Below are 25,478 nucleotides of genomic sequence, written 5' to 3'. Positions count from 1 at the left end.
AGGGATGCTGGCTGTGAATAGATTCAACGGACAATTAAATGGTCGTACAAAGGCCGTCAATCACGGATGGCTCCGGGGTTTTCTCCTCGGTGCTCTGGCGCTTTCGTTCATTCCCAGAGCGATGGCAGAGGCACAGCTAACCGACACCTCGTTCGTGGCGATGCCGGGCAACAGGCTGGAGGTGAAACTGGATTTTGACCAGGCTCCACCCGCGCCACGCGCATACATGATCGATAGTCCCCCTCGCTTGATTCTGGATTTCCAGGATGCTTCCAATCAGGTTGGTGCCCGTCAAGTCGATATCAAGTCAGGGCAGGTAGACAGTATTAACTTCGCTGAAGCACAAGGGCGTTTGCGGGTCGTCACCAACCTGAATGAGCCGGTTGACTACCGCACGTTCACTGAAGGGAATAGCCTCCTGGTGGAATTTGCCGGTTCGGAAGGCAGTCCGGTCAAGCGATCCTCGGCGCCGGTAGCCCAGAGCGCGACGCCGGCTGCGGCCAGCCCCGCGCCGATGAAAGCCGACGAAACTCGCATTCAAGGTATCGATTTTCAGCGGGTTGAAGGTGGTCAGGGGCGTGTGATTATCGCAATGACCAATGATGAAGCCGGCCTCGATATTATCGAAGAGGGCAATAACGTTGTTGTTAATCTGATCGGTGCACAGTTGGCCCGGGATATGGAACAGCGCGTGGATGTGCAGGATTTTGCCACGCCGGTAATGTTCATTGATTCCATGTCCAGCGGCAACAATACCAGCATTTTGATCAGGCCTACCAACGAACCCTACGATTACATGGCGTACCAGACGGGAAATCAGCTTGTGCTGGATTTTAAACCGCTTACGCCGGCCGAACAGGCGGATGCGGAGCGTGATCGCTTTCCTTATTCCGGTGAGAAAATCGACCTGAACTTCCAGGATGTGGCCGTACGCTCGATTCTTCAGATTATCGCCGAAGTGGCGGAGATGAACCTGGTGATCAGCGACAACGTGGATCAGCAGGCGGGTAACATCACGCTGCGATTGAAGAATGTTCCTTGGGATCAGGCGCTGGACATCATTCTCAAGACCAAGGGGCTTGCCAAGCGTGAGTCCGGTAATGTGCTCCTGATCGGCACCGCTCAGGAAATTGCGGACCGCGAGCGCCAGGAGCTGGAGAGCCAGAAGCAGGTTGAAGAGCTGGCGCCCCTGGTGACTGAATTTATTCAAATCGACTACCGCAGTGCTTCTGAACTGAAAGATCATATCGAGGCGGCCAAGCTGGTTTCCGAGCGCGGTTTTGTGCTGGCGGATGATCAGACCAACGTGCTGATGATTCGTGAAACCGCAGCGCAGATCGAGGAAATTCGGCGTACCCTGCGTCGGTTTGATGTGGAGGTCGCGCAGATCATGATTGAAGCACGCATCGTGACTGCCAATACCGACTTTACCAAGAACCTGGGGGTTCGCTGGGGTATCGCCGATAACGGTAACCTGGGTGATGTGACAATCGGCAAAACCGCGGCGATCGGCACCGGAACGGCAACTGCGATCCCCGGCCTGAACGTGGATCTGGGGACGGCCTCCAACAATACATTCGCGATCGGTATATCCGGTAACAGTGCATTGTTGGCTGCCCAGATTTCGGCCCTGGAGAGTGATGGGCGTGGTGAGGTAATCTCCCAGCCCAAGGTGATTACCACCAATGGCAAGCCCGCAATGATCAAATCCGGTCAGGAGATTGGCTACCAAACGGTGGAAGACAACGATGTGCAGGTCGAGTGGAAAGATGTTGTGCTGGGGCTTGAGGTCACACCACAACTGAACCCCGGGGATCGCATATCACTTGATCTCAAAATCAATCAGGATACCATTGGCGACACGCTCAGTACCGGGGAGCTTTCCTTAAATACCAATGAGCTTGAAACATCCGTTGTCGTCAGTGATGGAGAGACAGTCGTTCTGGGTGGGGTTTTCCAGGAAGAGTCGCGGAATGATGTGGATAAGATCCCATTCTTTGGCGACCTGCCCGTCATTGGCGCGGCGTTCCGTAACAAAGTGGAAAGCCGAAGCAAGAACGAGCTGCTGATCTTTATCACTCCGAAGCTGGTGCGGAACTCGTTGACAGTCAAGCAGTAAAGGGTAGAGCTGTCGTTGAATGTGTTTTTAATTGGCCCTATGGGCTCTGGAAAGAGCACCATAGGGCGTTTGCTTTCTAATGAGCTGGGCCAGGAATTTATCGATTCCGATCGTGCTATCGAAGAACGTGCAGGTGCTGATATCCCATGGATATTCGATGTCGAGGGCGAGTCGGGTTTTCGTGACCGGGAGCAGATGGTGATCGATCTGCTTTCCCAGCAGGAGCGCATTGTTCTGGCGACGGGAGGTGGCGCCGTTCTGCGAGCGGAAAACCGTACCAATCTGAAGAGTCGGGGCTATGTGGTCTATCTGCAAACCTCGGTAGAACAACAGTTGGAACGCACAGCCCGGGATCGAAACCGTCCTCTACTTCAGAACGATGATCCGAAAGGGGTGCTGGTTAAACTGATGGCAGAGCGGGATCCGCTCTATCGGGAGTGTGCTGATCTGATAGTCCGCACCGACCGCCGTCACCCACGCAGTGTTGTCGCCGAAATCGTCCGTCACCTGAACAAGCTCCGGGCACTGAGTCAGCCCGGCTAACTCTGAGTCCCAAAGAGAACCCGCTATGCAAACGCTGACTGTGGATCTTGGCGATCGCAGCTATCCGATCTATATCGGTTCTGATCTTTTGAAAACGCCCCTGCTGGCCAAACACGTGAGCGCCCGGCAGGTAATGATCGTCACCAACGAGACCGTGGCTCCCCTATACCTGGAGCTTGCCAAAGCGCAGTTTAGTGGTTGCTCGGTGAGTACTTTGGTGTTGCCGGACGGTGAGCAGTATAAAACACTTGAATATCTTGAACGGATCTTCGATGCGTTGCTGGAGAATCGCCATAACCGGACGACGACGTTGGTTGCCCTCGGAGGCGGCGTTGTTGGCGATATGACCGGGTTTGCAGCGGCCTGCTACCAGCGTGGTGTCAGCTTTATCCAAATACCGACAACACTGCTGTCGCAGGTGGATTCGTCGGTCGGTGGCAAGACCGGTGTCAATCACCCGTTGGGCAAAAACATGATCGGCGCATTTCATCAGCCCGTAGCTGTCATGGCGGACACCGCTGTACTCAATACATTGCCAGAGCGTGAGCTCAGCGCGGGCCTTGCCGAAGTGATCAAATATGGACTGATCTACGATTCGGCTTTCTTCGATTGGCTTGAGACCGAGATGCCGAGTTTGATGGACCGGGATCCGGCTGCCCTTGCGTATGCCATTCACCGGGCTTGTGAGATCAAAGCAGAGGTTGTCGCCCAGGACGAGCGGGAGTCTGGTATTCGTGCTCTGCTTAATCTGGGCCACACATTTGGCCACGCAATCGAAACAGACCAGGGCTATGGCAAATGGCTGCATGGTGAGGCCGTTGGAACGGGTATCCTGATGGCGGCTGATCTCTCTGCGCGTTTGGGTTGGTTAAACTCGGCTGATCTTGAGCGCGTGCGTAAGGTGTTGCTGGCCGCGCGCCTGCCGGTGGCGCCCCCAACAGATATGAGTGCAGATCGGTTTGTCGAATTAATGGCCGTTGACAAAAAGGTTGTCGATGGCACTCTGCGCCTGATTCTGTTGAAAAGCATTGGTGATGCGGTGGTTACGTCTGATTTTCCCCAAGAGACGTTGTACGCCACGTTGACTGCTGGCCAGCAACTGGGACAAGGCTGAGGTTCCCCGGATGGATGCGATGCAGCACTATTTTGAGCCTGCGTCCCGGACCCAGCTGGCATCCAAACTTTGCCATTTGCTGCGGTTTTCAGACCTGCTGTTACTGCTGGTCGGTGACGATGGCAGTGGTCGTACGACGGTACTCAACGCTGTCGCCGAGGCCGATCACGAGGAACGCGGTCGCCGAAGAGCCTGGCTAAAGCTCGACGCGACCGCGGATGTGACGGGTTTGCTCAGAATGCTGGTTGATCAGCTGGGTGTCGACTGCCCGGATGATGCCGATAACCGCACCCGCCTCAGCGCGGTACATGAGTTAAGTCGAACGCTGCATGAGTCGGGTATCGCTCTGCAATTGCTTGTGGATGATGCCGATTTTCTGACCAACAATGCGTTGGAACTTTTAGTGAGCTTCTCGCGTCTGGAAGAGGCTGCGCCCCGTGTGGTGCTTACCGGAAGCCCGGAGTTTGAGCAGCGCTTTCTGGCCAATGAGTTTGACCAGATGCTCGATGGCCGGTTGCATGTTCAGCACCTAGAGCCTTTCGAGCCCGATGAGGCGGAGGCGTTCATTGATGATCAGCTCCCTGCCGGCACCCATATTACCAAGCGTCAGCGTCGACGCCTGTTGGACGGTGCTGACGGGTATCCGGGGCGTTTACATCGGGGCTTGATTGCGCTGACCCGCGAAGGCGGAATCAAACGCCGCAGTGGTCGAGCCTTTCCGCTGTCCGGCGCTCAGATGTCGGTGATTGTGGTGGTGCTGGTGTCAATTTTTGGCGCGTCACTGTGGCTGTATCTTCCCGAGTCATCGCCCGATGAAGCCGAGGCTACGCGGGTTTCTCTGCCGCTGGATATACCGGTACCTGCAACAGCCGCGGAACCGGAGGTGGTGAGCGTGCGCGAAGAGCTCAGCCAGCGTTTGGCAGAACAGGAAAAACAGCTGATAGACTCCGCGGGCTCCGGTGATGAATCTGCCGGGGAGGAGAGCGTCCAGAATGGAATAGGGCCAGAGGGTCAGGGGAGCGCTGAGCCATTGTCACAGCCTGCTGAGACAGGGCTCGCTGAATCCACAGAGCGTTCGCAACCCGAAGTATTGGCCAATGTCGAACCGGAACCGGTCGCGGAAAGCCCTGATCGTAGCGAGAGTGAAGGGGAGAGACCACCGGGCAGTCCGGTTAAGGGCTCCGGTGATCAAAACGGTGGATCCCAGGGCGAGCCTGTCCCGGCAGAGGTTGCGACGGCTCCTGAAGAAAAAGTAGAGCAAAGTACGCCTGAGCCTTCGCCCGCTCAAAAAAATGATGAGCCGGAGAGAGAGGAATCCGCCGATACGGAGGTGACTAAGTCGCCTGCGGTGCACGCCCTGTTGCGTGCGGATGAACTGTTGGAGTGGCCGGACCAAGGGTATACCTTGCAGATGCTGGGTGCGCGTTCGGTTGCCAGTGTAGAAAAATTCATTGGCGCTCAAGACAACCCTGAGCGATTCTATTACTTTAGAACTGTGTACAAAGAAGCACCCTGGCATGTGGTTGTATACGGACAGTATGCGACCCGAGAGGCTGCGATGAATGCGGTGGCGGCGCTGCCGGCCTCATTGCGTAAGCTGAGGCCCTGGGCTCGCTCTATTGCCGGTGTAAAATCTGATATCAGGAAGTGAGACCTCTAGCGGCTATCCTCTCAGTTATCGGTAAAACCAAAGTATAAAACGCTGTTGGAATACTCTTTGGTGGGGTTTTGTTCTGATTTCGCGTTTTGGTTCCCTTCTTTTTTCTGCACGGCGTGCTGGTCAATATTTGTCCCCGACCGGGTGCGAGTGTAGAATTGCTGTCCCTTTTCGTCCGCAATGTCTTCAGTCGGGAAAAGAGAAAGAATTTAAGTTATTGATTTGTGTGTATTTTTAGTGGGATTGGCTTATGAGCAAAGGTCTGTATCGCCCCGGTGAGTTCAAGGATAACTGTGGCTTTGGCCTGATGGCCCACATGCAGGGTCAGGCAAGCCACGGCGTGCTTGAGAAAGCGATTGAAGCGCTCGCCTGCATGACGCACCGAGGCGGTATTGCCGCCGACGGTAAAACCGGCGACGGCTGTGGCCTGCTGATGCAGATGCCCAAGAGCTTCATGCGCGCTGTGGTTAAGGAAGAGCTTGGTGTCGAGCTCTCCGAACTGTTCGCTGTAGGTATGGTGTTCCTGTCCAAAGAGGATGCCAAGGCGACAGCGGCTCGCGATCGTATTAATGCCGAGTTAAAAGCTCAGGGGTTGGATGTTGCCGGTTGGCGCGTCGTTCCCACTGATCAGGCGTGCCTCGGGCCGATTGCCCGGGACACCCTGCCACAGATCGAGCAGGTGATCGTCAATGCGCCGGACAAAAGCGAGCGTGAACTGGCGGTGGCCCTGTTTACGGCACGTCGTAAAGCGGAAATCGCGCTGGCGGACGATCCGGATTTCTATATTTGCACCCTGTCTCACCGCGTGCTGAGCTACAAGGGCCTGATGATGCCGGTGGATCTGCCGGTGTTCTTCAAGGACCTGGCCGATCCGCGTCTTGAAACCGCGGTATGCACCTATCACCAGCGTTTCTCCACCAATACGGCGCCGCGCTGGCCGCTGGCCCAGCCGTTCCGCTTCCTGGCTCATAACGGTGAGATTAACACCATCGAGGGGAACCGGAACTGGGCGCGAGCCCGTGCACCCAAGTTCGTGACGCCGGAACTTCCTCACCTGGGCGAACTGCAGCCTATCGTCAACACAACAGGGTCCGACTCTTCGAGCATGGATAACATGCTTGAATTCCTGCTGGTGGGCGGCATGGATATCTACCGTGCTGTACGCATGATCGTGCCGCCGGCCTGGCAGAACGTGGATACCATGGATTCGGAGTTGCGCGCTTTCTACGAGTACAACTCCATGCACATGGAGGCCTGGGACGGCCCTGCCGGTATGGTTATGACCGACGGTCGGTACGCGGTCTGTATGCTCGACCGCAACGGCCTGCGTCCGTCTCGCTGGGTGATGACCCGCGATGATATGATCTGTACCGCATCCGAAATCGGTGTGTTCAGCTACCAGCCCTCCGACATCGTCGCACAGGGTCGGGTGGGGCCGGGACAGATCCTGGCGATCGATACCGAAACTGGCGATGTTCTGCACACGGCGGATGTGGATAACCGCCTGAAAACGGCCAAGCCCTACAAAAAATGGCTCAAGGAAAACGCACTGCGCCTTGAGAACACCATGAACCTCACCGAAGAGTCACGCTCTTTTGAAGAGATGAGCACCGATGAAGTGCGCACTCATATGAAGATGTTCAATGTGACCTTTGAAGAGCGCGACCAAGTGATTCGTCCGCTGGGCGAAAGCGGAATGGAAGCGGTGGGTTCCATGGGTGATGACAAGCCGATGGCGGTTCTCTCCACTCAGGTACGCTCGCCGTACGACTACTTCCGTCAGCAGTTTGCGCAGGTGACCAACCCGCCGATTGACCCGCTGCGGGAATCGATCGTGATGTCGTTGGAGACCTGTATCGGTCGCGAACGCAACATATTTGAAGAAACACCGGAGCACGCCCGTCGCGTTATCCTGACCATGCCGGTGCTGTCTGCCAGCAAGTTCAACCGCATTCGTGACAATAAAGAACAGGGCTTTGAGCCGATCCAGTTCGATCTGAACTACGATCCGAGCAAAATGAGTCTGCGCGAAGCGATCGATAACCTGTGTGACGCCTGTGAAGCGGCGGTGCGCAACGATAAGGTTATCCTGATCCTGTCCGATGCCAAGATTCGCCAGGGCTTCCAGCCGATTCATGCCGCCATGGCAACCGGTGCGGTGCATCATCGCCTGGTGGATAAGGGGCTGCGTACCGACGCAAACATTGTGGTTGAGACCGGTACTGCTCGCGACCCGCATCACTTTGCTGTTCTGTTCGGTTTCGGTGCCACGGCGGTTTATCCGTATCTGGTATACCGGGTACTGAACGATCTTTGCCGCACCGGCGAGCTGCCGATGGATCCGCTGGACAGCCACGAAAAGTACCGCAAGGGAATCGACAAAGGTCTGTTCAAGATCCTGTCGAAGATGGGTATTTCCACCCTGGCGTCCTACCGAGGCGCCCAGCTGTTCGAGGCCGTGGGCCTGAGCTCCGAGATTGTCGATCTCTGCTTCAAGGGCGTCACCAGCCGCATTGAGGGTGCGCGATTCGAGCATTTCCAGGCGGAGCAGGCGGAACTGGCGAAAGAGGCCTGGACCGCACGCAAACCGATTCGTCCCGGCGGCTTGTTGAAGTACAAGTTTGAAGGCGAGTATCACGCCTATAACCCGGATGTGGTCAAGACCATCCACGAAGCGGTAACCACCGGTGATAAACGGGCTTACCAGCGTTACGCCGATCTGGTGAACAACCGGGGTATTGCGACACTGCGTGATATGCTGGCGCTGCGCAAGGATATCAAGCCGATCTCCCTGGATGAGGTTGAACCGGCTGAAGCCCTGTTCCCGCGTTTCGACTCGGCGGCCATGTCACTGGGTGCACTGTCGCCGGAAGCGCACGAAGCGTTGGCGATGGCAATGAACGAGCTCGGCGGTCGCTCCAACTCCGGCGAGGGGGGGGAAGACCCGGCCCGCCATGGCACGAACAAGCGCTCCAAGATCAAGCAGATCGCATCCGGTCGTTTCGGGGTGACGCCGGAGTACCTGGTTAACGCCGACGTTATGCAGATCAAGGTCGCTCAGGGTGCCAAGCCCGGCGAGGGCGGCCAGCTGCCAGGCGGCAAGGTCAATGATCTGATTGCGCGGCTGCGCTACTCGGTACCGGGTGTGACGCTGATTTCGCCGCCACCGCATCACGATATCTACTCCATCGAGGATCTGGCACAGTTGATCTTCGACCTGAAACAGGTCAATCCTGACGGTCAGGTTTCGGTGAAGCTGGTATCCCGTCCCGGTGTGGGCACCATCGCCTGTGGTGTGGCCAAGGCCTACGCGGACCTGATTACCATTTCGGGTTATGACGGTGGTACGGCGGCGTCTCCGCTGACCTCTATCCACTATGCCGGCTCTCCCTGGGAGCTGGGTCTGGTTGATGCACACCAGTCACTGCGCGCGAACCACCTGCGCGGCAAGATCCGCCTGCAGACAGACGGCGGCCTGAAGTCCGGTTTGGATGTGGTTAAAGCTGCGATTCTCGGTGCCGAGAGCTTTGGCTTCGGGACCATGCCGATGGTTGCTTTGGGTTGTAAGTACCTGCGTATCTGTCACCTGAACAACTGTGCAACCGGTGTGGCGACCCAAAACGATGAGCTGCGTCGCGATCACTTCCGCGGTACCGTGGAAATGGTCAAGAACTACTTCCGCTTTGTGGCCGAAGAGACCCGCGAATGGATGGCCAAGCTGGGCGTGCGTACGCTGGAAGAGCTGGTGGGCCGTGTTGACCTGTTGGAAGCGGTTGAAGGTAACACCGATCGTCAGCGCGGGCTGGATCTGTCTGGCCTTATCAGCGATGCCGGTATCCCTGCCGAGTATCCGCAGACCGTTCAGGAACACCGCAACGTACCTTACGATCCCGGTGCATTGAACAACCGCATGCTGGAGCTGGCCCAGGATTCCATCGATCACAAATCCGGCGGTAGCTGGGAGCTCGAAATCGGCAACTGTGACCGCTCAGTGGGTGCTCGTACTTCCGGTGCCATCGCCAAGGTGCACGGTAACCTGGGCATGATCGATACGCCGATCGAGTTCAATTTCCGCGGCCATGCAGGTCAGTCTTTCGGTGTCTGGAACGCCGGCGGTCAGAACCTGTTCCTGGAAGGGGATGCCAACGATTACGTGGGCAAAGGTATGGCCGGCGGCAAGATCGTGATCCGTCCGTTCAAAGAGGTCACCTTCAAGTCCAATGAAACCGCTATCATCGGTAACACCTGCCTCTACGGTGGTACGGGCGGCAAACTGTTCGCGGCCGGTAGCGCCGGCGAGCGTTTCGGGGTGCGTAACTCCGGTGTTCATGCCGTCATCGAAGGTGCCGGTGATCACTGCTGCGAATACATGACCGGCGGTATGGTGACGGTACTGGGTCCTACCGGCTATAACTTCGGGGCGGGTATGACCGGTGGTTTTGCCTATGTGCTGGATAAGGACCGCAGTTTTGTGGACCGTTATAACCACGAGCTGGTGGAGATCCACCGTATCCATACCGAGCAGATGGAGCAGTATAAAAACCACCTGCGTTCGGTAATCATCGAGTTTACCCGGGAAACCGGCAGTGCCTGGGGCCAGGAGATCATCGAGAACTTTATCGATTACATCGGTCTGTTCTGGCTGGTCAAGCCCAAAGCGGCGAGCCTCAATCAGCTGCTGGACAGCATCCGCAAGCGTCCTGAGTGATCGCACGCAACGAGAGCGTTTTGGTTTTCCGTATTATTGAGCGTCCGGGCTTGCCCCGGACGCCCCGAAAGAGGTGGGACTATGCCTAACCGTCTGAGTAACGATTTTCAGTTTCTCGATGTGTCCCGTGAAGGGCCGAGCAAAATCCAGGCTGAAGTGCGCAAACGCGAATTCGCCGAAATTTATGAACCGTTCCGCAATGATGATGCGGCCGAACAGGCGCATCGTTGCTTGGATTGCGGCAACCCCTATTGTTCCTGGAAATGCCCGGTTCACAACCATATCCCGAACTGGCTCAAGCTGGTGTCGGAGGGCAATATCCTTGAAGCCGCTGAGCTGAGCCATCAGACCAACACGCTGCCGGAAGTCTGTGGTCGCGTGTGTCCGCAGGACCGCCTGTGCGAGGGCGCCTGTACGCTGAATGATGGCTTTGGCGCGGTTACAATCGGCCCGGTCGAAAAATATATCAGCGATACCGCGTTCGCCATGGGCTGGAAGCCGGATATGTCCAAAGTTGTTTGGACCGATAAAAAAGTCGCGGTTATCGGCGCCGGTCCCGCCGGCCTTGGATGCGCCGATATTCTGGTGCGTAATGGCGTCAAACCGGTGGTCTTTGATCGTAATCCGGAGATCGGTGGTCTGCTGACTTTCGGTATTCCCGAGTTCAAACTCGAGAAGGAGGTCATGGTCAACCGCCGCGAGATCTTCACCGAGATGGGAATCGAGTTCCGTCTGAACACCGAGGTGGGCAAAGATATCACCATGGCGGAGTTGGACCAGGAGTTTGATGCGATCTTCATGGGTATGGGGACCTATACCTACATGAAGGGCGGTTTCCCCGGCGAAGACCTGGAGGGGGTGTATGATGCATTGCCGTTCCTGGTCTCCAACGTGAACCACTGTCGTGGCTATGAGCAGGATCCGGCTGAGTTTATCAGCGTACAGGGTAAGAAAGTGGTTGTGCTCGGTGGTGGTGACACCGCGATGGACTGTAACCGCACCTCCATTCGTCAGAATGCCGAACGCGTTACCTGTGCGTACCGTCGGGATGAAGCCAATATGCCAGGCTCCAAGCGTGAAGTGGAAAACGCGCGCGAAGAGGGCGTTCAGTTCCTGTTTAACCGTCAGCCGGTCGAAGTGGTCGGCGAAGAGGGTCGCGTCACCGGTGTGAAACTGGTCACCACTAAAATGGGCGAGCCGGATGAAAATGGTCGTCGTCGCGCGGAAGTGGTTGAAGGTTCGGAAGAGGTGATCGACGCGGACGTGGTTCTCGTCGCTTTCGGTTTCCGCCCCAGCCCGGCACCCTGGTTTGATGAGTTCAAGATTGAGCTGCACCAGGATGGTCGCGTAAAAGCGTCCAAACAGCCGGATGCCGGTCGTTTGCCCTACCAGACCAGCAACGACAAAGTCTTTGCCGGCGGTGATATGGTGCGCGGCTCCGATCTGGTGGTGACAGCGATCTACGAAGGCCGTGAGGCGGCGGAAGGCATTCTCGACTTCCTTGAAGTCTGATTCCATTAACCCTTGATAAAGGCCACCCATCGGTGGCCTTTTTACTGCCTGTATGAAGGACCTGTCATGAGGCCAGTTCTACTCTTCGTCGCCGCTTTTTACTTAAGTGCCTGCGTACCCTTTGTTCCTTTTATCTGAGACGCTCCATCAAAGGGCTTAACGCTTGATTTCGGTCTCTACAAAGGCCATGGGTGAGTCACTGGCGTTCGTTACATTGTGCTCAACACCCGCGCGCCGAAAGTAACTGACACCCGCAGTGATTGCGACCTGCCTGCGTCCTTCAGCGTCATCGATCTGCATTACACTGTCAGTCAATGGCGTGATCACGTAGTCGTATTCATGCCGGTGGTGGCCGGTCTCGGCGCCGGGCGCGAAATTCCAGCGAGTGACACGTACATCGTCATTATCCACATCGATAGTTGCTACCGCCGTTGTGTTTGCGTTTGTTTCACACATGTCTGGGCTCTCCCTTTGACCAGAATAAAAAGGCATTGTAAAGGTAAAGGGGGCGCCGATAGTTGGGCTTTTTTAAAACATCAGGTTGAGCTGAACGTGAATGGGACGGGGGTTTCGGGACGATGCTATGCGAAGGTGCGCGGGATTCAGGCGGCGTTTGGTGTACGTAAAAAAGCGCCGGAAAGCCGGCGCATCAATCGGAGGGCGTCGAAAGGAGACGCCACCGCTGCCAAACGGTGGCGAAGGGTTGTTCCCGGTTAACCGGGAATAGAGTCGGAGCTTGTTCAGTACCCAGGACCGGCAGTTGCTTCAGGCAAATGCCGGTGCCCGTTCGTTACAGCTTCTTCAGCATCTCCTCATGCTGAGCTCGGATGGACTCTTCAGGTTCTTTACCTGCCAGTGTTACGACCACAATGGCAATGGTTGCGAAGATGATGCCCGGAACAATCTCGTACAGATCAAAGATACCGCCGGAGAGCTGCTTCCAGACCACCACAGTCACCGCACCCACCACGATACCGGCCAGGGCACCGTTACGGTTCATGCGTGACCAGTACAGGCTTAGCAGCAGTGCAGGACCGAAGGCGGCGCCGAAGCCGGCCCAGGCATAGGAAACCAGGCCGAGGACGCTGGAGTCTGGATCGAAAGCGAGGAAAAGCGCGACCAAAGACAGGCCCAGCACCGCCAGCCGGCCCACCATAACAATTTCCTTGGCACTGGCGTCTGGCCGAAACAGCTTCTTGTAGAAATCTTCCGCCAGCGCAGAGGAGGACACCAACAGCTGGGAGTCCGCCGTACTCATGATTGCCGCCAGGATAGCAGCCAGCAGGATGCCGGCAATGACGGGATGGAATACGGCGTTGACCAGAACCATGAAGATCTTCTCGCCGTCGGCGATATTGCCATCCATGTGACCGTTGACGTACACGAGGCCAGCCAGCCCCACGAATACGGCACCTGCCATGGCAAGGCCGCTCCAGATGACCGCAATACGGCGAGCGGTGGGGATCTCCTCATTGGAGCGGGAGGCTTTGAAGCGTGCCAGAATGTGGGGCTGACCGAAGTAGCCCAGACCCCAGGCCGCCAGTGAAATGATGGAGATCAGTCCCAGTGTTTCGCCATCGGTGTCGCGGGCGATGGTCAGCAGCTCAGGGTTAATGTCACGCAGAGAGCTGAACATGGCGCCCCAGCCGCCATCGACCTGCATCACGATAATCGGCACGATCAACAGCGCAGCGGCCATCAGCAGGCCTTGAACCAGGTCAGTCCAGGAGACGGCGAGGAACCCGCCAAACAGAGTGTAAGAGACAACGCAGACCGTACCGATGACCACGGCGGTGGTGTAATCGAGACCGAACACGGTTTCGAACAGTTTACCGCCTGCGACCAGGCCGGAGCTGGTGTAGAACAGGAAGAACAGCAGGATGAAAAAGGCTGAGATCACCTGCAGCAGCGCCGAGCGGTCCTGAAAACGGTTGGCAAAAAACTCAGGCAGTGTCAGAGAATCTTTGGCAACAATACTGTAGGTCCGCAGACGCTTAGCGGTGATCAGCCAGTTGCCCCAGGTTCCCAGCAGCAGGCCGCCTGCAAGCCAGAGTGATTCCAGACCCGCCGCGTAGGCGTAACCTGGGAGGCCGAGCAGGAGCCAGCCGCTCATATCGGAAGCGCCGGCTGACAGGGCCGCGGGCCAGGGGCCCAGAGAACGCCCGCCCAGGAAATAATCAGATGAACTCGCCGTGCGCATGTACGCGTAGTACCCGATCGCCAGCATCAGGATCAGGTACACGATAAAGGTGCCATAGATGGCCAAATTGCTCTCAATCATCAGTCTTATTCTCGTCGTTGTTGGGTTTCGGATCGAACTTAAGCCGTGCCTCCAAGCTCAAGTAACGTGGCGTTACCGCCGACGGCGGTGGTGTTGATAGTGCGGGTTTTTTCGGTCACAAACCGATGCATATGATCGGGTTGCAGCAGCGTTGTGCAGCCCACCGGGTCGGTTTCAGGAGCCAGCTGCACCAGCAGGCCATCACGTTGGGCCAGCTTGCGCTGCAGGCCCAGCAGTTCACTCTGACGACACACGGGTGCAACCAGGGCCAGCTCAGGTAAGGCGAGAAGCTGTTCCAGAGTTTCCTGAGTACTCATGGCGAGCACCGCGCGCGGTACCCCAACCTGGTGTAGCAGCGCGACAAAGCGCTCACACCACTCCACTTCGGCTGTTGCGTGAAGGATCACGGGGTTACCACAGGCGAGGGCCGCGGTAACCTGACCGGACAGGGCCAGCGCTGAGGTCCATTCGGTGCAGGTTACAAGCACGGCGCCCCGTGCACTCAGGTAAAGCTCGTTGCTCTCACCGGTAGGGCCGGGCATCTGTTGGATCTGTCCCATATGCCGGGCTCTATCCAGTAACACCCTGATCAGGCGTATCTGCTTGTCCTGCTCGCCACTGACGGGCAGCTGCTCCAGGATCGCCTCCAGTACCCGGCAACGCTCGTCAAAGCCGCGCCGGTTCCAGGTTTCGAAAACAGCGGCAGCTTCGCTGCCGAAAAACGCGTTATCGCTCATCGGTTTAACTCCCGTTTCAGTGGTGGCTCAGCGGTGCCAGCTGGGTAAAACGCGGTAGATAGTGGGGCCCGCCCGCCTTGGGGCCGGTCCCCGAGAGCCCCTGGCCACCAAAGGGTTGAACGCCGACGACCGCGCCGATCTGGTTGCGGTTGACGTAGGTGTTACCGACGCGTGCCCGGGCCTCGATATGCGCAGCGGTGCTTTCGTTGCGGCTGTGCACGCCGAGGGTCAGCCCGTACCCGGCGTTGTTGATTTGATCGATCAGCTTATCCAGATCCCGCGCTTTGTAGCGCAGCAGGTGAATGATCGGCCCAAACTGTTCACGGCCGATCTGGTCGATGCGTTGGATCTCAATGGCGGTGGGTGGCACAAAGAAGCCTTTCGCCGTTTGTTCGGGTAACGGGGTTTGGGCCAGCACTTTGGCGTGCTCGCGCATGCGTTCGATATGACCAAGCAGACCGGACTGTGCCGTTTCATCGATGACAGGTCCCACATCGGTACTTGGCAGCGAGGGGTCGCCCAGACTTAACTCCTGCATGGCGCCGTCAAGCAGCGCGATCAGGCGCTCAGCGATATCTTCCTGCACGCAGAGAATTCGAAGCGCCGAGCAGCGCTGACCGGCGGAGGCGAAGCCGGACAGAATGGCATCCTTGATCACCTGCTCCGGAAGCGCGGTTGAGTCCACAATCATGGCGTTCTGACCGCCGGTCTCGGCAATCAGCACCGCAGGCTCGGTTTCCCGGGCTGCCAGAGAGCGGTTGATTAGCTGGGCGGTTTCCGTGGAACCGGTAAAAGCAACACCGGCGATGCGAGAGTCCGCAGTCAAAGTGGCTCCCACCGTGGCGCCATCGCCGGGTAGAAACTGTATGGCACCCGCGGGAATACCGGCTTCGAGCATCAGCTCGATAGCACGCGCGGCAATCAGGCTGGTTTGCTCCGCCGGTTTGGCAATGACACAGTTTCCGGCACAGAGTGCGGCGCTTACCTGGCCCAGGAATATAGCCAGCGGGAAGTTCCAGGGGCTGATACAGACGAAGATGCCGCGGCCCTGTCGCTGCCAGAGCGACTGCTCTCCATCCAGATTGGTCCAGGCTTCGGGCTCGGCGTAAAGTTCTTCAGCGCGGGCCGGATAATAGCGGCAGAAATCCACCGCTTCGCGCACCTCGTCGATACCGTCCTGCACCGTCTTGCCCGCTTCCTGATGACATAAGGCAACGAACTCTTCCAGGTTCTCCTCCAGCAGATCGGCCAGCCGACGGATGGCGTTGGCACGGTCCGACACGGGCGTCGATTGCCACTGAGGGAAGAAGTGATCAGCGACATCAATCGCGTGAGCAACCTGAGCTTTGCTGGCCCAGGTAACCTGGCCGACCAGATTGTCCCGGTTCCAGGGGGAGCGAACGTCACTGTGGGCGGCGTCGCCTGCGACCTTTTGGCCATCAATGATCGGATCCGCCTGCCAGCACTGGTTCAGGTGCCGGGTCACACCGTCTGCAAACGGCTGCCACTGGCTTTCGATCAGAATATTGGGGCCACTGGAGTTGACACGCTCCGCGCCGAAAATCTCCCCGGGCAGGGGAATATGGGGGTTGTGCAGTGTTTCTCGCTGGCTGAGCGTCTGCCAGGGGTGCTGCACCAGATCTGCGACGGGGCAGCGCTGATCCACCAGACGGTGGACGAAAGAACTGTTGGCGCCATTTTCCAGCAGGCGACGTACCAGGTAGGGCAGCAGATCCTTGTGGTTGCCGACCGGTGCATAGATGCGCACCGGCACGCCGGCCTGTTCCAATACCTCGTCATAGAGCGCATCGCCCATGCCGTGCAGACGTTGGAATTCAAAGTCCGCGTGTTGAGCCAGCGTCATTATCGAGGCGACAGTATGGGCGTTATGGCTGGCAAACTGGGGCCAGATCAACCCGCGGAGGTGTTCGCTTAACAAAAACCGGGCGCAGGCCAGATAGGAGACATCGGTGCCCTCCTTGCGGGTAAATACCGGGTAACCCGAGAGCCCTTTCTGCTGGCAGAGTTTGATCTCGCTGTCCCAGTACGCGCCCTTAACCAGTCGAATCGGAATCATATCGCCCACTTCGCGCGCCAGGGCCGCCAACCAGCCAAGTACCGGCAGTGCGCGCTTGGAGTAGGCTTGCACCACCAGGCCCAGGCCATCCCATCCGCGTGCGGAGTCATCGCGATAGATCTTTTCGAACAGCTTGAGCGACAGTTCCAGCCGATCCGCTTCCTCTGCATCGATGGTCAACGCCACGCCAAGCGGGCGTGCCCGGCGAACAAGTTTCAGGACCCGCTCGGCCAGCTCCTCCATCACGCGTTGCTCCTGCAACACCTCATAGCGCGGGTGCAACGCGGACAGTTTGATCGAGACGCTGGGCCGTGGCGCTCCGCCAATCTGTTTCATGGTGCCGACATGGTCGATGGCGCGGGCGTAATCATCGAAATAGGCCTGGGCGTCATCGAGAGTCAGTGCCGCTTCTCCCAGCATATCGAACGAGTATGTGTAGCCGCGCTCCCGGTATTCCCTGCCTCTTCGCGTTGCTTCGTTCATATCCTGGCCCAGCACAAACTGGTGACCCATGATTTTCATCGCCTGCTGCATCACCCGGCGGATCACCGGCTCACTGAGGCGATTGACCAGACGGTTGATGACACCGGAGGGAGAGCCATCCTCGTTCTCGTCCAGGGTGACCACTTTCCCGGTCAGCAGGAGCCCCCAGGTGGACGCATTGACAAACAGCGAGTCGGACTGGCTCAGGTGGCGCTTCCAGTCCGCGACGCTGAGTTTATCCTTGATCAACTCATCCGCTGTTTCTGAATCGGGAATGCGCATTAACGCTTCGGCCAGACACATCAGCAGGATGCCTTCGCGGGTGTCCAGGCTGTATTCGAGCAGCAGTGCGTCGATCATATGGATAGCGCCATCATTGGCGCGCACTTGTTCGATCAGACGGGTCGCTCGCGACTCGATCGCCTCCAGTTCATCGGTATCGGGTTCGGCCAGGGGCATCAGCGCCCGCAGTACACTGTCCTCGTCTGCCGCGTAGAGCGGAGAGATCAACTGCCAGATCTGGGAGAGCGGCTTATCGATAAAAGCCGGTTCGAGCACTTCGATCGCCTTGAACATAGGGGTCTCCTGAGTTTCATCTACGGACGGGGCAGGAACTGCCAGTGTTTCTTACTGTAGACTCCGTCCACTATGACTGCAGGGTATGAAGATTGAGGAGGGGGCGTCTTGTCTGGATCTACGCTGTTTTTGACGCAAACTCCGGTGGCGCGTGTAAAGGTTGCAGCGCTACACACATTGGACGTGCAATGTCTATGTGTGCCAATGAGTGGCAGCGCGTTGGAACCTGATTGGGATCAGGACTGGTTATCGCGACGGTAGCGAGCAGGGGGCAGGCCGTAGCGGCGGGTGAACGATCGGGTCAGCGCGCTTTGGCCGGCAAATCCAAAACGTGCGGAGAGCTCGGCGATGGGCAGGTCGGTTTGTACCAGAGCCTGGGCCACCGAGGTTAATCGGCGCTCGAGGATATACTGCTGGGGCGTTCGTCCGGTTTGCTCCCGGAACAGAAAATAGAACTGGCTCTCACTGAGACAAGCGCTGCCCGCCAGCTCCGAGACGCTGATGCGACGCTCCATATGCAGATCGATGTAGCTGTCTACATAGTCCAGGTTGAGTTGTCCGTTACGCCTGGCTTGTCGGTTTTGCTGATCGAACTGGCGCTGAAGCGCGCACACCAGGGTGCCCGCGCAGGCATCCTGCAGCAGTGTATCGCCAGGGCTTTGGGCCATCTCCTGCCCCAGGGTTTTGACCAGCATCTGCATGTGTGGCGTACAGTTAAAATACTCGGCACGGGAGAACAGCGCTTCGATACGAGACTGCAGCTCCCGATCCTCCTCTGTAACCGGCAGATTGACTACAACGATCCGATTGTCCCCCAGGCCGTGGAAAGCATGACCGGTGGCGGACGGCATCAGGCAACCCCAGCCGGCCGTGATCGGCCTGCAGTAGCCGGACAGGTCGAACTCCGTATCACCCTCCAGTCCGAAGACCAGCTGGTGATAGCCGTGGTCGTGCTGATCCGCGCGATCAGGCAGGGAAATAACGGAAGTTTCCTTGCGCATAGCTTGGCATACTCGATGACAGTCGTGTTGTTAAATATAACACAGGGTTGACTGGTGTTGATCCATCCACCAGCTTGAGGTGCTACGCCCCGGGCGATGAAATCGGTACAATGGCCGCCATCTTTTTTGCACCGATACAGGATAAGACCATGGCAGAGCTCAAGAACGACCGCTTCCTGCGCGCACTACTGCGCGAGCCAGTGGACCGTACCCCCGTCTGGATGATGCGCCAGGCAGGCCGCTATTTGCCGGAGTATCGGGAGACGCGAGCCCAGGCCGGGGACTTCATGAGCCTGTGCAAAAATCCCAAGCTTGCCTGTGAAGTGACTTTGCAGCCGCTGGAACGCTATGACCTGGATGCCGCTATCCTGTTCTCTGATATCCTGACCATTCCCGATGCGATGGGACTTGGGCTGTATTTCGAGACTGGTGAAGGGCCTCGCTTTAAAAAGGTCGTTCGTACTGAAGAGGATGTGGACGCGCTCCTGCAGCCGGATGTGGTGAATGACCTCGATTACGTGCTGGCGGCCGTCAGAGAGATCCGCTCTGAGCTCAAAGGACGGGTGCCTTTAATCGGCTTTTCCGGCAGTCCCTGGACGCTGGGCACCTATATGGTCGAGGGTGGTTCAAGCAAGGATTTTCGCCATATCAAGGAGATGATGTACGCCCGTCCGGAGGTGATGCATAAGCTCCTTGGCAAGCTGGCCGATGCGGTCACGCTCTATCTGAATGAACAGATTCTGGCCGGTGCCCAGGCGGTTCAGATCTTTGATACCTGGGGCGGAGCGTTGAGCGGCCCCATGTACCAGGAGTTTTCACTGGCCTATATGACCCGGATTGTTAAGGGCCTGATTCGCGAACATGACGGTCGTCGTATACCGGCTATTCTGTTTACCAAGAATGGCGGACAGTGGCTGGAAGCGATGGCGGAGTCCGGCGCCGAAGCGCTGGGGCTGGACTGGACCACGGAAATCGGTGATGCCCGCCGCCGTGTCGGGGATCGTGTGGCGCTGCAGGGGAACATGGACCCCAGCGTCCTGTACGCTCCCGCTGAGCGGATCCGCGCCGAAGTGGCCCGCATCCTGGAGAGCTTTGGCACCGGTAATGGCCATGTGTTTAACCTGGGCCATGGGATCCACCAGTTTGTAGACCCGTCTGCCGCCGGTGTGTTTGTGGATGCCGTACACGAGTTAAGCGCTGAATATCATCGCTGATATGCTACCGTCCAAGCTTTGGCCAGAACCTGAAGGATGCCATGAATAACCTGGAATCACTGTTCGAGAAAAATCGCAGCTGGTCTGAACGGATCAGTGAGCAGGACCCGGAGTTCTTTCCCACGCTCGCGTCTCAGCAAGCACCGGAATACCTGTGGATTGGTTGTTCGGACAGCCGGGTACCGGCCAACGAGATCGTTGATCTGTTGCCGGGCGAGCTGTTCGTGCATCGCAATGTGTCCAACCTGGTAGTGCACTCCGATATGAACTGTCTGTCCGTGCTGCAGTTCGCCGTGGAGGTGCTCAAGGTCAAGCATGTCATGGTGGTGGGGCATTACGGTTGTGGGGGTGTGCGTGCGGCCATGGACAGCAAGCGTCATGGCTTGATCGATAACTGGCTGAGCCATATTCGCGATGTTTACCTTCAGTATCGCCACCTGATCGGCCCCTGGCAGGATACGGTGGAACAGAATGATCTGTTGTGTGAGCTGAATGTGATCGAGCAGGCGCACAACGTCTGCAATACCACAATCGTGCAGGATGCCTGGGAGCGGGGTCAGGATCTGACCGTGCACAGCTGGGTCTATACGCTGACCAACGGTCAGCTAACCGATCTTCAGTTCTGTGCCAGCGCTCAGGACAGAATCGATGCGGAGCTGGAGCGCGCCGTATCTCGCGTTGAACAATTGGTCAGATCAAAAGCGTAAAACCGAGCCCGCCAACCAGCAGAAACAGAAACAGCAGGGCGCCGAGCAATAGCGGTGCCCAGCCTGCCTTTTTCAGTACACTAAACCGTGTTTCCAGTCCCAGAGCTGCCATCGCCATGCATAGGATGATGGTGTCCACCTGAGCGATCAGCTTGAGTTGATCCGCGTTAAACAGGCCGCTGGCGCTCACAAACGGCATCAGCAGGAACACCAGAGCAAACCAGGGGGGGCGAATCGGCTCCTCCTGACAGCCGCCATCCCGTTTGGCGAAAATGCTGCCAATGACGAAAATCACCGGGACGAGCAGCATGACGCGCACCAGTTTGGTCAACACGGCCGCTTCGCCGGCTTCCGGCTGGAGCCCGCCGGCGGCCGCTGCCACTTGAGCGACCTCATGAATTGTTGCGCCCATGTAACGGCCAAAATCCATCTCCGAGCCGTTAAACAGCGACTGTACCGGTGACAGCGTCCACAGCCAGGGGTAGAGCAGCATGGCGCAGGTGCCAAACAGAACAACGGTGCCGATGGCGACCGGAATATCCTGCTCCCGGGCGCGCAGGGCGGGCGCTGTGGCCAGAATAGCGGCTGCGCCGCAGACAGCGCTACCGGCGCCAACCAGAAGCGCGCTGCGCAGCTCCATCTTGAGCAAACGCACACCCATCCAGGCGGCCAGCGCGAACGTGCAGGTAACCACCAGAAGATCAGTCACCAACGCCGAGGGGCCGATCTGAATCAGGTCATCAATACCGATACGCAGGCCATAGAGCACTATGCCCAGACGCAACAGACGCTGACGCGCAAATGAGGTCCCGCTTTGAGTATGGGAGTGGATCGTTTCGGGCAGCCACTGACCGATCCCGAGCCCGATAAGCATCGCCAACGTCAGAGGCCCCAGTATCGAGAAACCGGGAACCGGGAGCTGAGACAGGCTTAAGGCCGCAGCAGCAAGGAGCAGACACAAGGCTACGCCGGGGATCCCTTTGGCTCGGATGCCGGGTCGGTCGGCGATCAGGGTAAGCAGGTTCTGCATCGGACTGGCCTGTTTCAGTTCGTGATAGACGCAGTGTAGGTTGGGAATTATGATTAAAAAAACAGATTAATTAGTTTGTAGTAACCTTAAAAATAGGTAAATAGGTGATTTCTCTGCGACAGGTTCAGGTTTTTCTGGCGGTGGCTGAAGTGGGTACCACGGCGCAAGCCGGTGATCAGATCGCGCTATCGCAGTCGGCGACCAGTGCAGCTTTAAGCGAGCTGGAACAGCGTCTGGATGCGCCTTTGTTCGATCGGGTGGGGCGTCGTCTGGTGTTGAATGATAACGGTCGACGTTTCTATCCGGAGGCCCGGCAGCTTCTGGCTCAGGCGGAGCGAATGACCGAGCTGTTCTCCGAGTCCGGTACACGACTCCGGCTGGGGGCGAGCACGACGATCGGGAATTACCTGTTACCGACGCTGCTGGCTCAAATGGGTGATGAGTATGGAGGGGCTCAGGTTACGATTGCCAACACACGGGAAATTGCCGAACAGGTCGCCCGCTGTGAATTGGAGCTGGGGTTGGTTGAAGGCAGCGTGCAACATCCGGATCTCAGTGTTCGTCAGTGGCTTGCCGATGAAATGGTGGTTGTAACGGCGGTCGACTCACCCTGGGCAGGGCTGGGTGATGATCTCAAGGCGTTGTCGGCGGCCCCCTGGATCATGCGGGAAGCAGGTTCAGGGACGCGCAGCGTGGTTGAGCAGCAGTTGCTGGCGGAGTTAAATCGGGTTCATATAGCCTACGAATTCGGCAGCTCGGAAGCGATTCGCAGCGCGTTGCTTTCCGGCCTGGGCGTCAGCTGCCTGTCACGGCAGGTTGTTGCGCGCCGTTTACAGGATGGCTCGTTGACCGTGATTGCACCCTCATCGAGTATCCAGCGTTGGTTTTATATCGTAGAGCATCGCCAGCGTCGGGAAAGCCCGTCGCTGGCGCGTTTTGTGGCCCGCTGTCAGGCTTTGGCCAGGGCCTGATCCAGATCGGCGATCAGGTCATCGATATGTTCGATGCCCACGGACAGGCGAACCATCTCCGGTGAAACCCCGGCGGATTTCAACTCCTCGTCATTCAACTGGCGGTGAGTTGTTTCGGCGGGAATCGCAGCCAGTGACTTGCAGTCGCCAATATTCACCAGGCGGGTAAACACTTCCAGCGCATCGTAGAAACGACGTGTGCCATCACGGCCGGAGTTGATGCCGAAGCTGAGGATGCCTGATGCTTTGCCGTTCATATATTTCTGCGCCAATGCATGGTCGGGATGGCTCTCAAGACCGGCATATTTGACCCAGGTAACGTCCGGATGCTGCTCCAGGTATTCGGCGATCTTCTGTGTGTTTTCGCAGATCCGTTCCATACGCAGGGTCAGTGTTTCCAGACCCTGAAGAATCAGGAAGACGTTCATCGGCGAAATAGCGGCACCCATGTTGCGCAGCGGGACGACCCGGGCGCGTCCGATGAAGGCCGCCGGCCCAAAGGCGTCGGTGTACACCACGCCATGGTAGGAGGGATCCGGCTCATTAAGCATGGCGAAGCGCTCTTTGTGATCGGCCCAGGGGAACTTGCCCGAATCTACAATGACGCCACCGACCGAGTTGCCGTGGCCGCCCACATACTTGGTGGCGGAAATAACGACGATATCGGCGCCGTGCTCAATCGGCCGCCAGAGCGCCGGGCTGGGTACGGTGTTATCCACAATCACCGGAACGCCGTGACGATGTGCCAGTTCGGCAACGCGCTCCATGTCGATGATACCGCCGGAGGGGTTACCCACGGTCTCACAGAATACGGCCTTGGTGCGGTCGTCGATCAATGACTCCATCTTGTCGAAGTCATCTTTATTAACAAATCGCACTTCGATGCCCTGGCGCGGCAGTGTGTGGGCAAACAGGTTGTAGGTGCCGCCATAGAGCTCGCTGGTCGAGATAATGTTGTCGCCGACTTCGCACAGCGTCTGAAGTGCGTAAGTGATAGCGGCCATCCCCGAGGCAACGGCAAGTCCGGCGATGCCTCCCTCCATGGCGGCAACGCGCTGTTCAAGCACATCGTTGGTCGGATTCATGATCCGGGTGTAGATGTTGCCGACGACTTTCAGGTCAAACAGATCAGCACCGTGCTGGGCATCATCAAATGCATAGGAGGTGGTCTGGTAGATCGGCACAGCCACAGCCTTGGTGGTGGGATCGGGGGCGTAGCCGGCGTGAACGGCGAGGGTTTCCAGTTTCATGAAGGGCATCCTGTGATTTGTTGTTTATGTTCCCGAGCAAACAGTGATTCTAGCACTCGTTGTGGCGAGTGAAAGTGCGACCTTCCGTGTACAATCGCGGATGGCAAAAGGAGGAACTATGGCCAAGGCAAAAACCGCCTATGTCTGTAACGACTGTGGCGCCGATTACAGCAAGTGGCAGGGGCAGTGCAGCGCCTGTCGTGCCTGGAATACGATCACTGAAGTACGCCTTTCGCAGGCGCCCGCCGGCGGTGCTCAGGCGGCGGTGCGGCGGTTTGAGGGTTATGCCGGTGGCGCGGGCAAAGAGCGTGTGGTCAGCCTCAGTGATGTGGCCTTGGAGGAGATGCCCCGCATCGGGACCCGTATCGGAGAGTTGGACCGGGTTCTGGGCGGTGGGCTGGTGCCCGGTTCCGCGGTATTGATCGGCGGACACCCCGGTGCCGGGAAAAGTACACTCTTGCTGCAAACGACCTGTAGCCTGGCGTCTCAATATCCGGCGCTTTACGTGACCGGGGAGGAGTCGTTGCAGCAGGTGGCGATGCGGGCCTCACGCCTGGGCCTGAAGGCCGACCAGCTGAAGATGCTCTCGGAAACATCAGTGGAAACGATTTGTGATGTTGCCGATCAGCTCAAACCGAAAATTATGGTAATCGACTCAATTCAGGTGATGCATGTCTCCGATGTGCAGTCGGCACCGGGGTCGGTATCCCAGGTGCGTGAGAGTGCCGCATTTTTAACCCGCTATGCCAAACAGACCGGCACGGTGCTGTTTCTGGTGGGGCACGTGACCAAGGATGGCAGTTTGGCGGGCCCCAAGGTCCTGGAACATATGATCGACTGCTCCTTGCAGCTCGAAGGTTCCGCCGACAGCCGCTTCCGAACGCTACGCAGTCATAAAAACCGTTTTGGCGCGGTGAATGAGCTGGGTGTGTTTGCGATGATGGAGTCAGGTCTGAAAGAGGTCAAAAACCCGAGCTCCATTTTTCTCAGCCGTGGTAGTGAGGCGAGTCCCGGTAGCGTGGTGATGGTGGTCTGGGAAGGCACCCGTCCCCTGTTGGTGGAGCTTCAGGCGCTGGTGGATCTGTCCCATATGGGCAATCCCCGCCGTGTCGCGGTGGGTCTGGAAGCCAATCGGTTGGCGATGCTGCTGGCTGTTTTGAACCGCCACGGTGGTCTGATGACCGGGGATCAGGATGTCTTCGTCAATGTGGTAGGGGGGGTGAAGGTGCTGGAGACCAGTGCTGACCTGGCCTTGCTGCTGGCGGTGGTGTCCAGCTTCCGCGACCGGCCTCTGGGGCAGGATCTCGTGGTATTTGGGGAGGTGGGGCTCTCCGGTGAGATCCGTCCGGTGCCCAATGGTCAGGAACGGATCAGGGAGGCGGCCAAGCATGGCTTCCGGCGTGCCATCGTACCCAAAGCCAATGTCCCCAAGGAGGGTGTGTCGGGTCTTGAGATTATAGCCGTCGAAACCCTGTCTCAAGCCCTGGATGCAATCTGA

Annotated in this window: 17 protein-coding genes; 10 read left to right on the top strand and 7 right to left on the bottom strand. The window is 57.8% G+C overall.

All coding sequences use genetic code 11. The annotated features are described in order from the left end of the window. The first annotated feature begins 4 nt into the window (after positions 1-4). From G403_RS22770 to G403_RS0109340, 6 genes are all read left to right on the top strand, one after another. Positions 5-2,119 carry a type IV pilus secretin PilQ gene (locus tag G403_RS22770; RefSeq protein WP_036233217.1) on the top strand — a complete coding sequence of 705 codons (2,115 nt, stop codon included), beginning with the start codon at positions 5-7 and terminating at the stop codon, positions 2,117-2,119. Between the two features lie 9 nt (positions 2,120-2,128). Then, complete coding sequence (aroK, locus tag G403_RS0109360) at positions 2,129-2,662, top strand: shikimate kinase AroK (protein WP_036233213.1); 534 nt, start codon at positions 2,129-2,131, stop codon at positions 2,660-2,662. Positions 2,663-2,687: 25 nt separating this feature from the next. Next, positions 2,688-3,776 (top strand): 3-dehydroquinate synthase, encoded by a 1,089-nt coding sequence (gene aroB, locus G403_RS0109355; RefSeq protein WP_027853764.1) that lies wholly within the window; start codon positions 2,688-2,690, stop codon positions 3,774-3,776. Between the two features lie 10 nt (positions 3,777-3,786). Beyond that, positions 3,787-5,427 carry an SPOR domain-containing protein gene (locus tag G403_RS0109350; protein WP_027853763.1) on the top strand — a complete coding sequence of 547 codons (1,641 nt, stop codon included), beginning with the start codon at positions 3,787-3,789 and terminating at the stop codon, positions 5,425-5,427. 256 nt (positions 5,428-5,683) lie between these two features. After that, positions 5,684-10,141, top strand: coding sequence for a glutamate synthase large subunit (gltB, locus tag G403_RS0109345; protein ID WP_027853762.1), 4,458 nt, complete (start codon positions 5,684-5,686; stop codon positions 10,139-10,141). A gap of 81 nt (positions 10,142-10,222) precedes the next feature. Next, on the top strand, positions 10,223-11,653 hold the full coding sequence (locus tag G403_RS0109340; protein ID WP_027853761.1) for an FAD-dependent oxidoreductase: 1,431 nt from the start codon (positions 10,223-10,225) through the stop codon (positions 11,651-11,653). A gap of 156 nt (positions 11,654-11,809) precedes the next feature. On the opposite strand, the gene G403_RS0109335 is transcribed toward G403_RS0109340, so the two are convergent. The 5 genes from G403_RS0109335 to G403_RS0109315 all read right to left on the bottom strand — a co-directional run bounded on the left by G403_RS0109335 (position 11,810) and on the right by G403_RS0109315 (position 18,808). Then, on the bottom strand, positions 11,810-12,109 hold the full coding sequence (locus tag G403_RS0109335) for a cupin domain-containing protein (RefSeq protein ID WP_027853760.1): 300 nt from the start codon (positions 12,107-12,109) through the stop codon (positions 11,810-11,812). 334 nt (positions 12,110-12,443) lie between these two features. Next, entirely contained in the window at positions 12,444-13,934 is a 1,491-nt protein-coding gene (putP, locus tag G403_RS0109330) for a sodium/proline symporter PutP (RefSeq protein ID WP_027853759.1), read from the bottom strand. Between the two features lie 38 nt (positions 13,935-13,972). After that, positions 13,973-14,671 (bottom strand): aldehyde dehydrogenase family protein, encoded by a 699-nt coding sequence (locus tag G403_RS22765; protein WP_051298786.1) that lies wholly within the window; start codon positions 14,669-14,671, stop codon positions 13,973-13,975. 16 nt (positions 14,672-14,687) lie between these two features. Continuing rightward, on the bottom strand, positions 14,688-17,807 hold the full coding sequence (gene putA, locus G403_RS0109320) for a bifunctional proline dehydrogenase/L-glutamate gamma-semialdehyde dehydrogenase PutA (protein ID WP_027853758.1): 3,120 nt from the start codon (positions 17,805-17,807) through the stop codon (positions 14,688-14,690). Positions 17,808-18,043: 236 nt separating this feature from the next. Beyond that, positions 18,044-18,808, bottom strand: coding sequence for a helix-turn-helix domain-containing protein (locus G403_RS0109315; RefSeq protein ID WP_027853757.1), 765 nt, complete (start codon positions 18,806-18,808; stop codon positions 18,044-18,046). Between the two features lie 149 nt (positions 18,809-18,957). Here G403_RS0109315 and hemE point away from each other — a divergent pair, with 149 nt between their 5' ends. Both hemE and can read left to right on the top strand, forming a co-directional pair. After that, the gene (gene hemE, locus G403_RS0109310) at positions 18,958-20,022 is read left to right on the top strand and encodes a uroporphyrinogen decarboxylase (protein WP_027853756.1); all 1,065 of its coding nucleotides are present in this window, start codon (positions 18,958-18,960) and stop codon (positions 20,020-20,022) included. 41 nt (positions 20,023-20,063) lie between these two features. Beyond that, the gene (can, locus tag G403_RS0109305) at positions 20,064-20,729 is read left to right on the top strand and encodes a carbonate dehydratase (protein WP_027853755.1); all 666 of its coding nucleotides are present in this window, start codon (positions 20,064-20,066) and stop codon (positions 20,727-20,729) included. Here the strand turns inward: can and G403_RS0109300 are convergent. Next, positions 20,713-21,759 carry a YeiH family protein gene (locus tag G403_RS0109300; protein ID WP_036233208.1) on the bottom strand — a complete coding sequence of 349 codons (1,047 nt, stop codon included), beginning with the start codon at positions 21,757-21,759 and terminating at the stop codon, positions 20,713-20,715. The genes can and G403_RS0109300 overlap by 17 nt on opposite strands. Positions 21,760-21,863: 104 nt before the next feature. Here G403_RS0109300 and G403_RS0109295 point away from each other — a divergent pair, with 104 nt between their 5' ends. Beyond that, a complete protein-coding gene (locus tag G403_RS0109295) occupies positions 21,864-22,730 on the top strand; it encodes a LysR family transcriptional regulator (RefSeq protein ID WP_027853753.1) in 867 nt (288 codons plus the stop codon). Here the strand turns inward: G403_RS0109295 and G403_RS0109290 are convergent. Continuing rightward, positions 22,709-23,980, bottom strand: coding sequence for an O-acetylhomoserine aminocarboxypropyltransferase/cysteine synthase family protein (locus G403_RS0109290; RefSeq protein WP_027853752.1), 1,272 nt, complete (start codon positions 23,978-23,980; stop codon positions 22,709-22,711). The genes G403_RS0109295 and G403_RS0109290 overlap by 22 nt on opposite strands. A 118-nt stretch (positions 23,981-24,098) precedes the next feature. On the opposite strand from G403_RS0109290, the gene radA reads away from it, so the two are divergent. Next, positions 24,099-25,478, top strand: coding sequence for a DNA repair protein RadA (gene radA, locus G403_RS0109285; protein WP_027853751.1), 1,380 nt, complete (start codon positions 24,099-24,101; stop codon positions 25,476-25,478).

It is taken from the genome of Marinobacterium litorale DSM 23545 (assembly GCF_000428985.1).
Classification (GTDB): Bacteria; Pseudomonadota; Gammaproteobacteria; order Pseudomonadales; family Balneatricaceae; genus Marinobacterium_D; species Marinobacterium_D litorale.
Note: the sequence above shows the minus strand (reverse complement) of the source record. Positions and strands in the feature narration are given on the sequence as shown.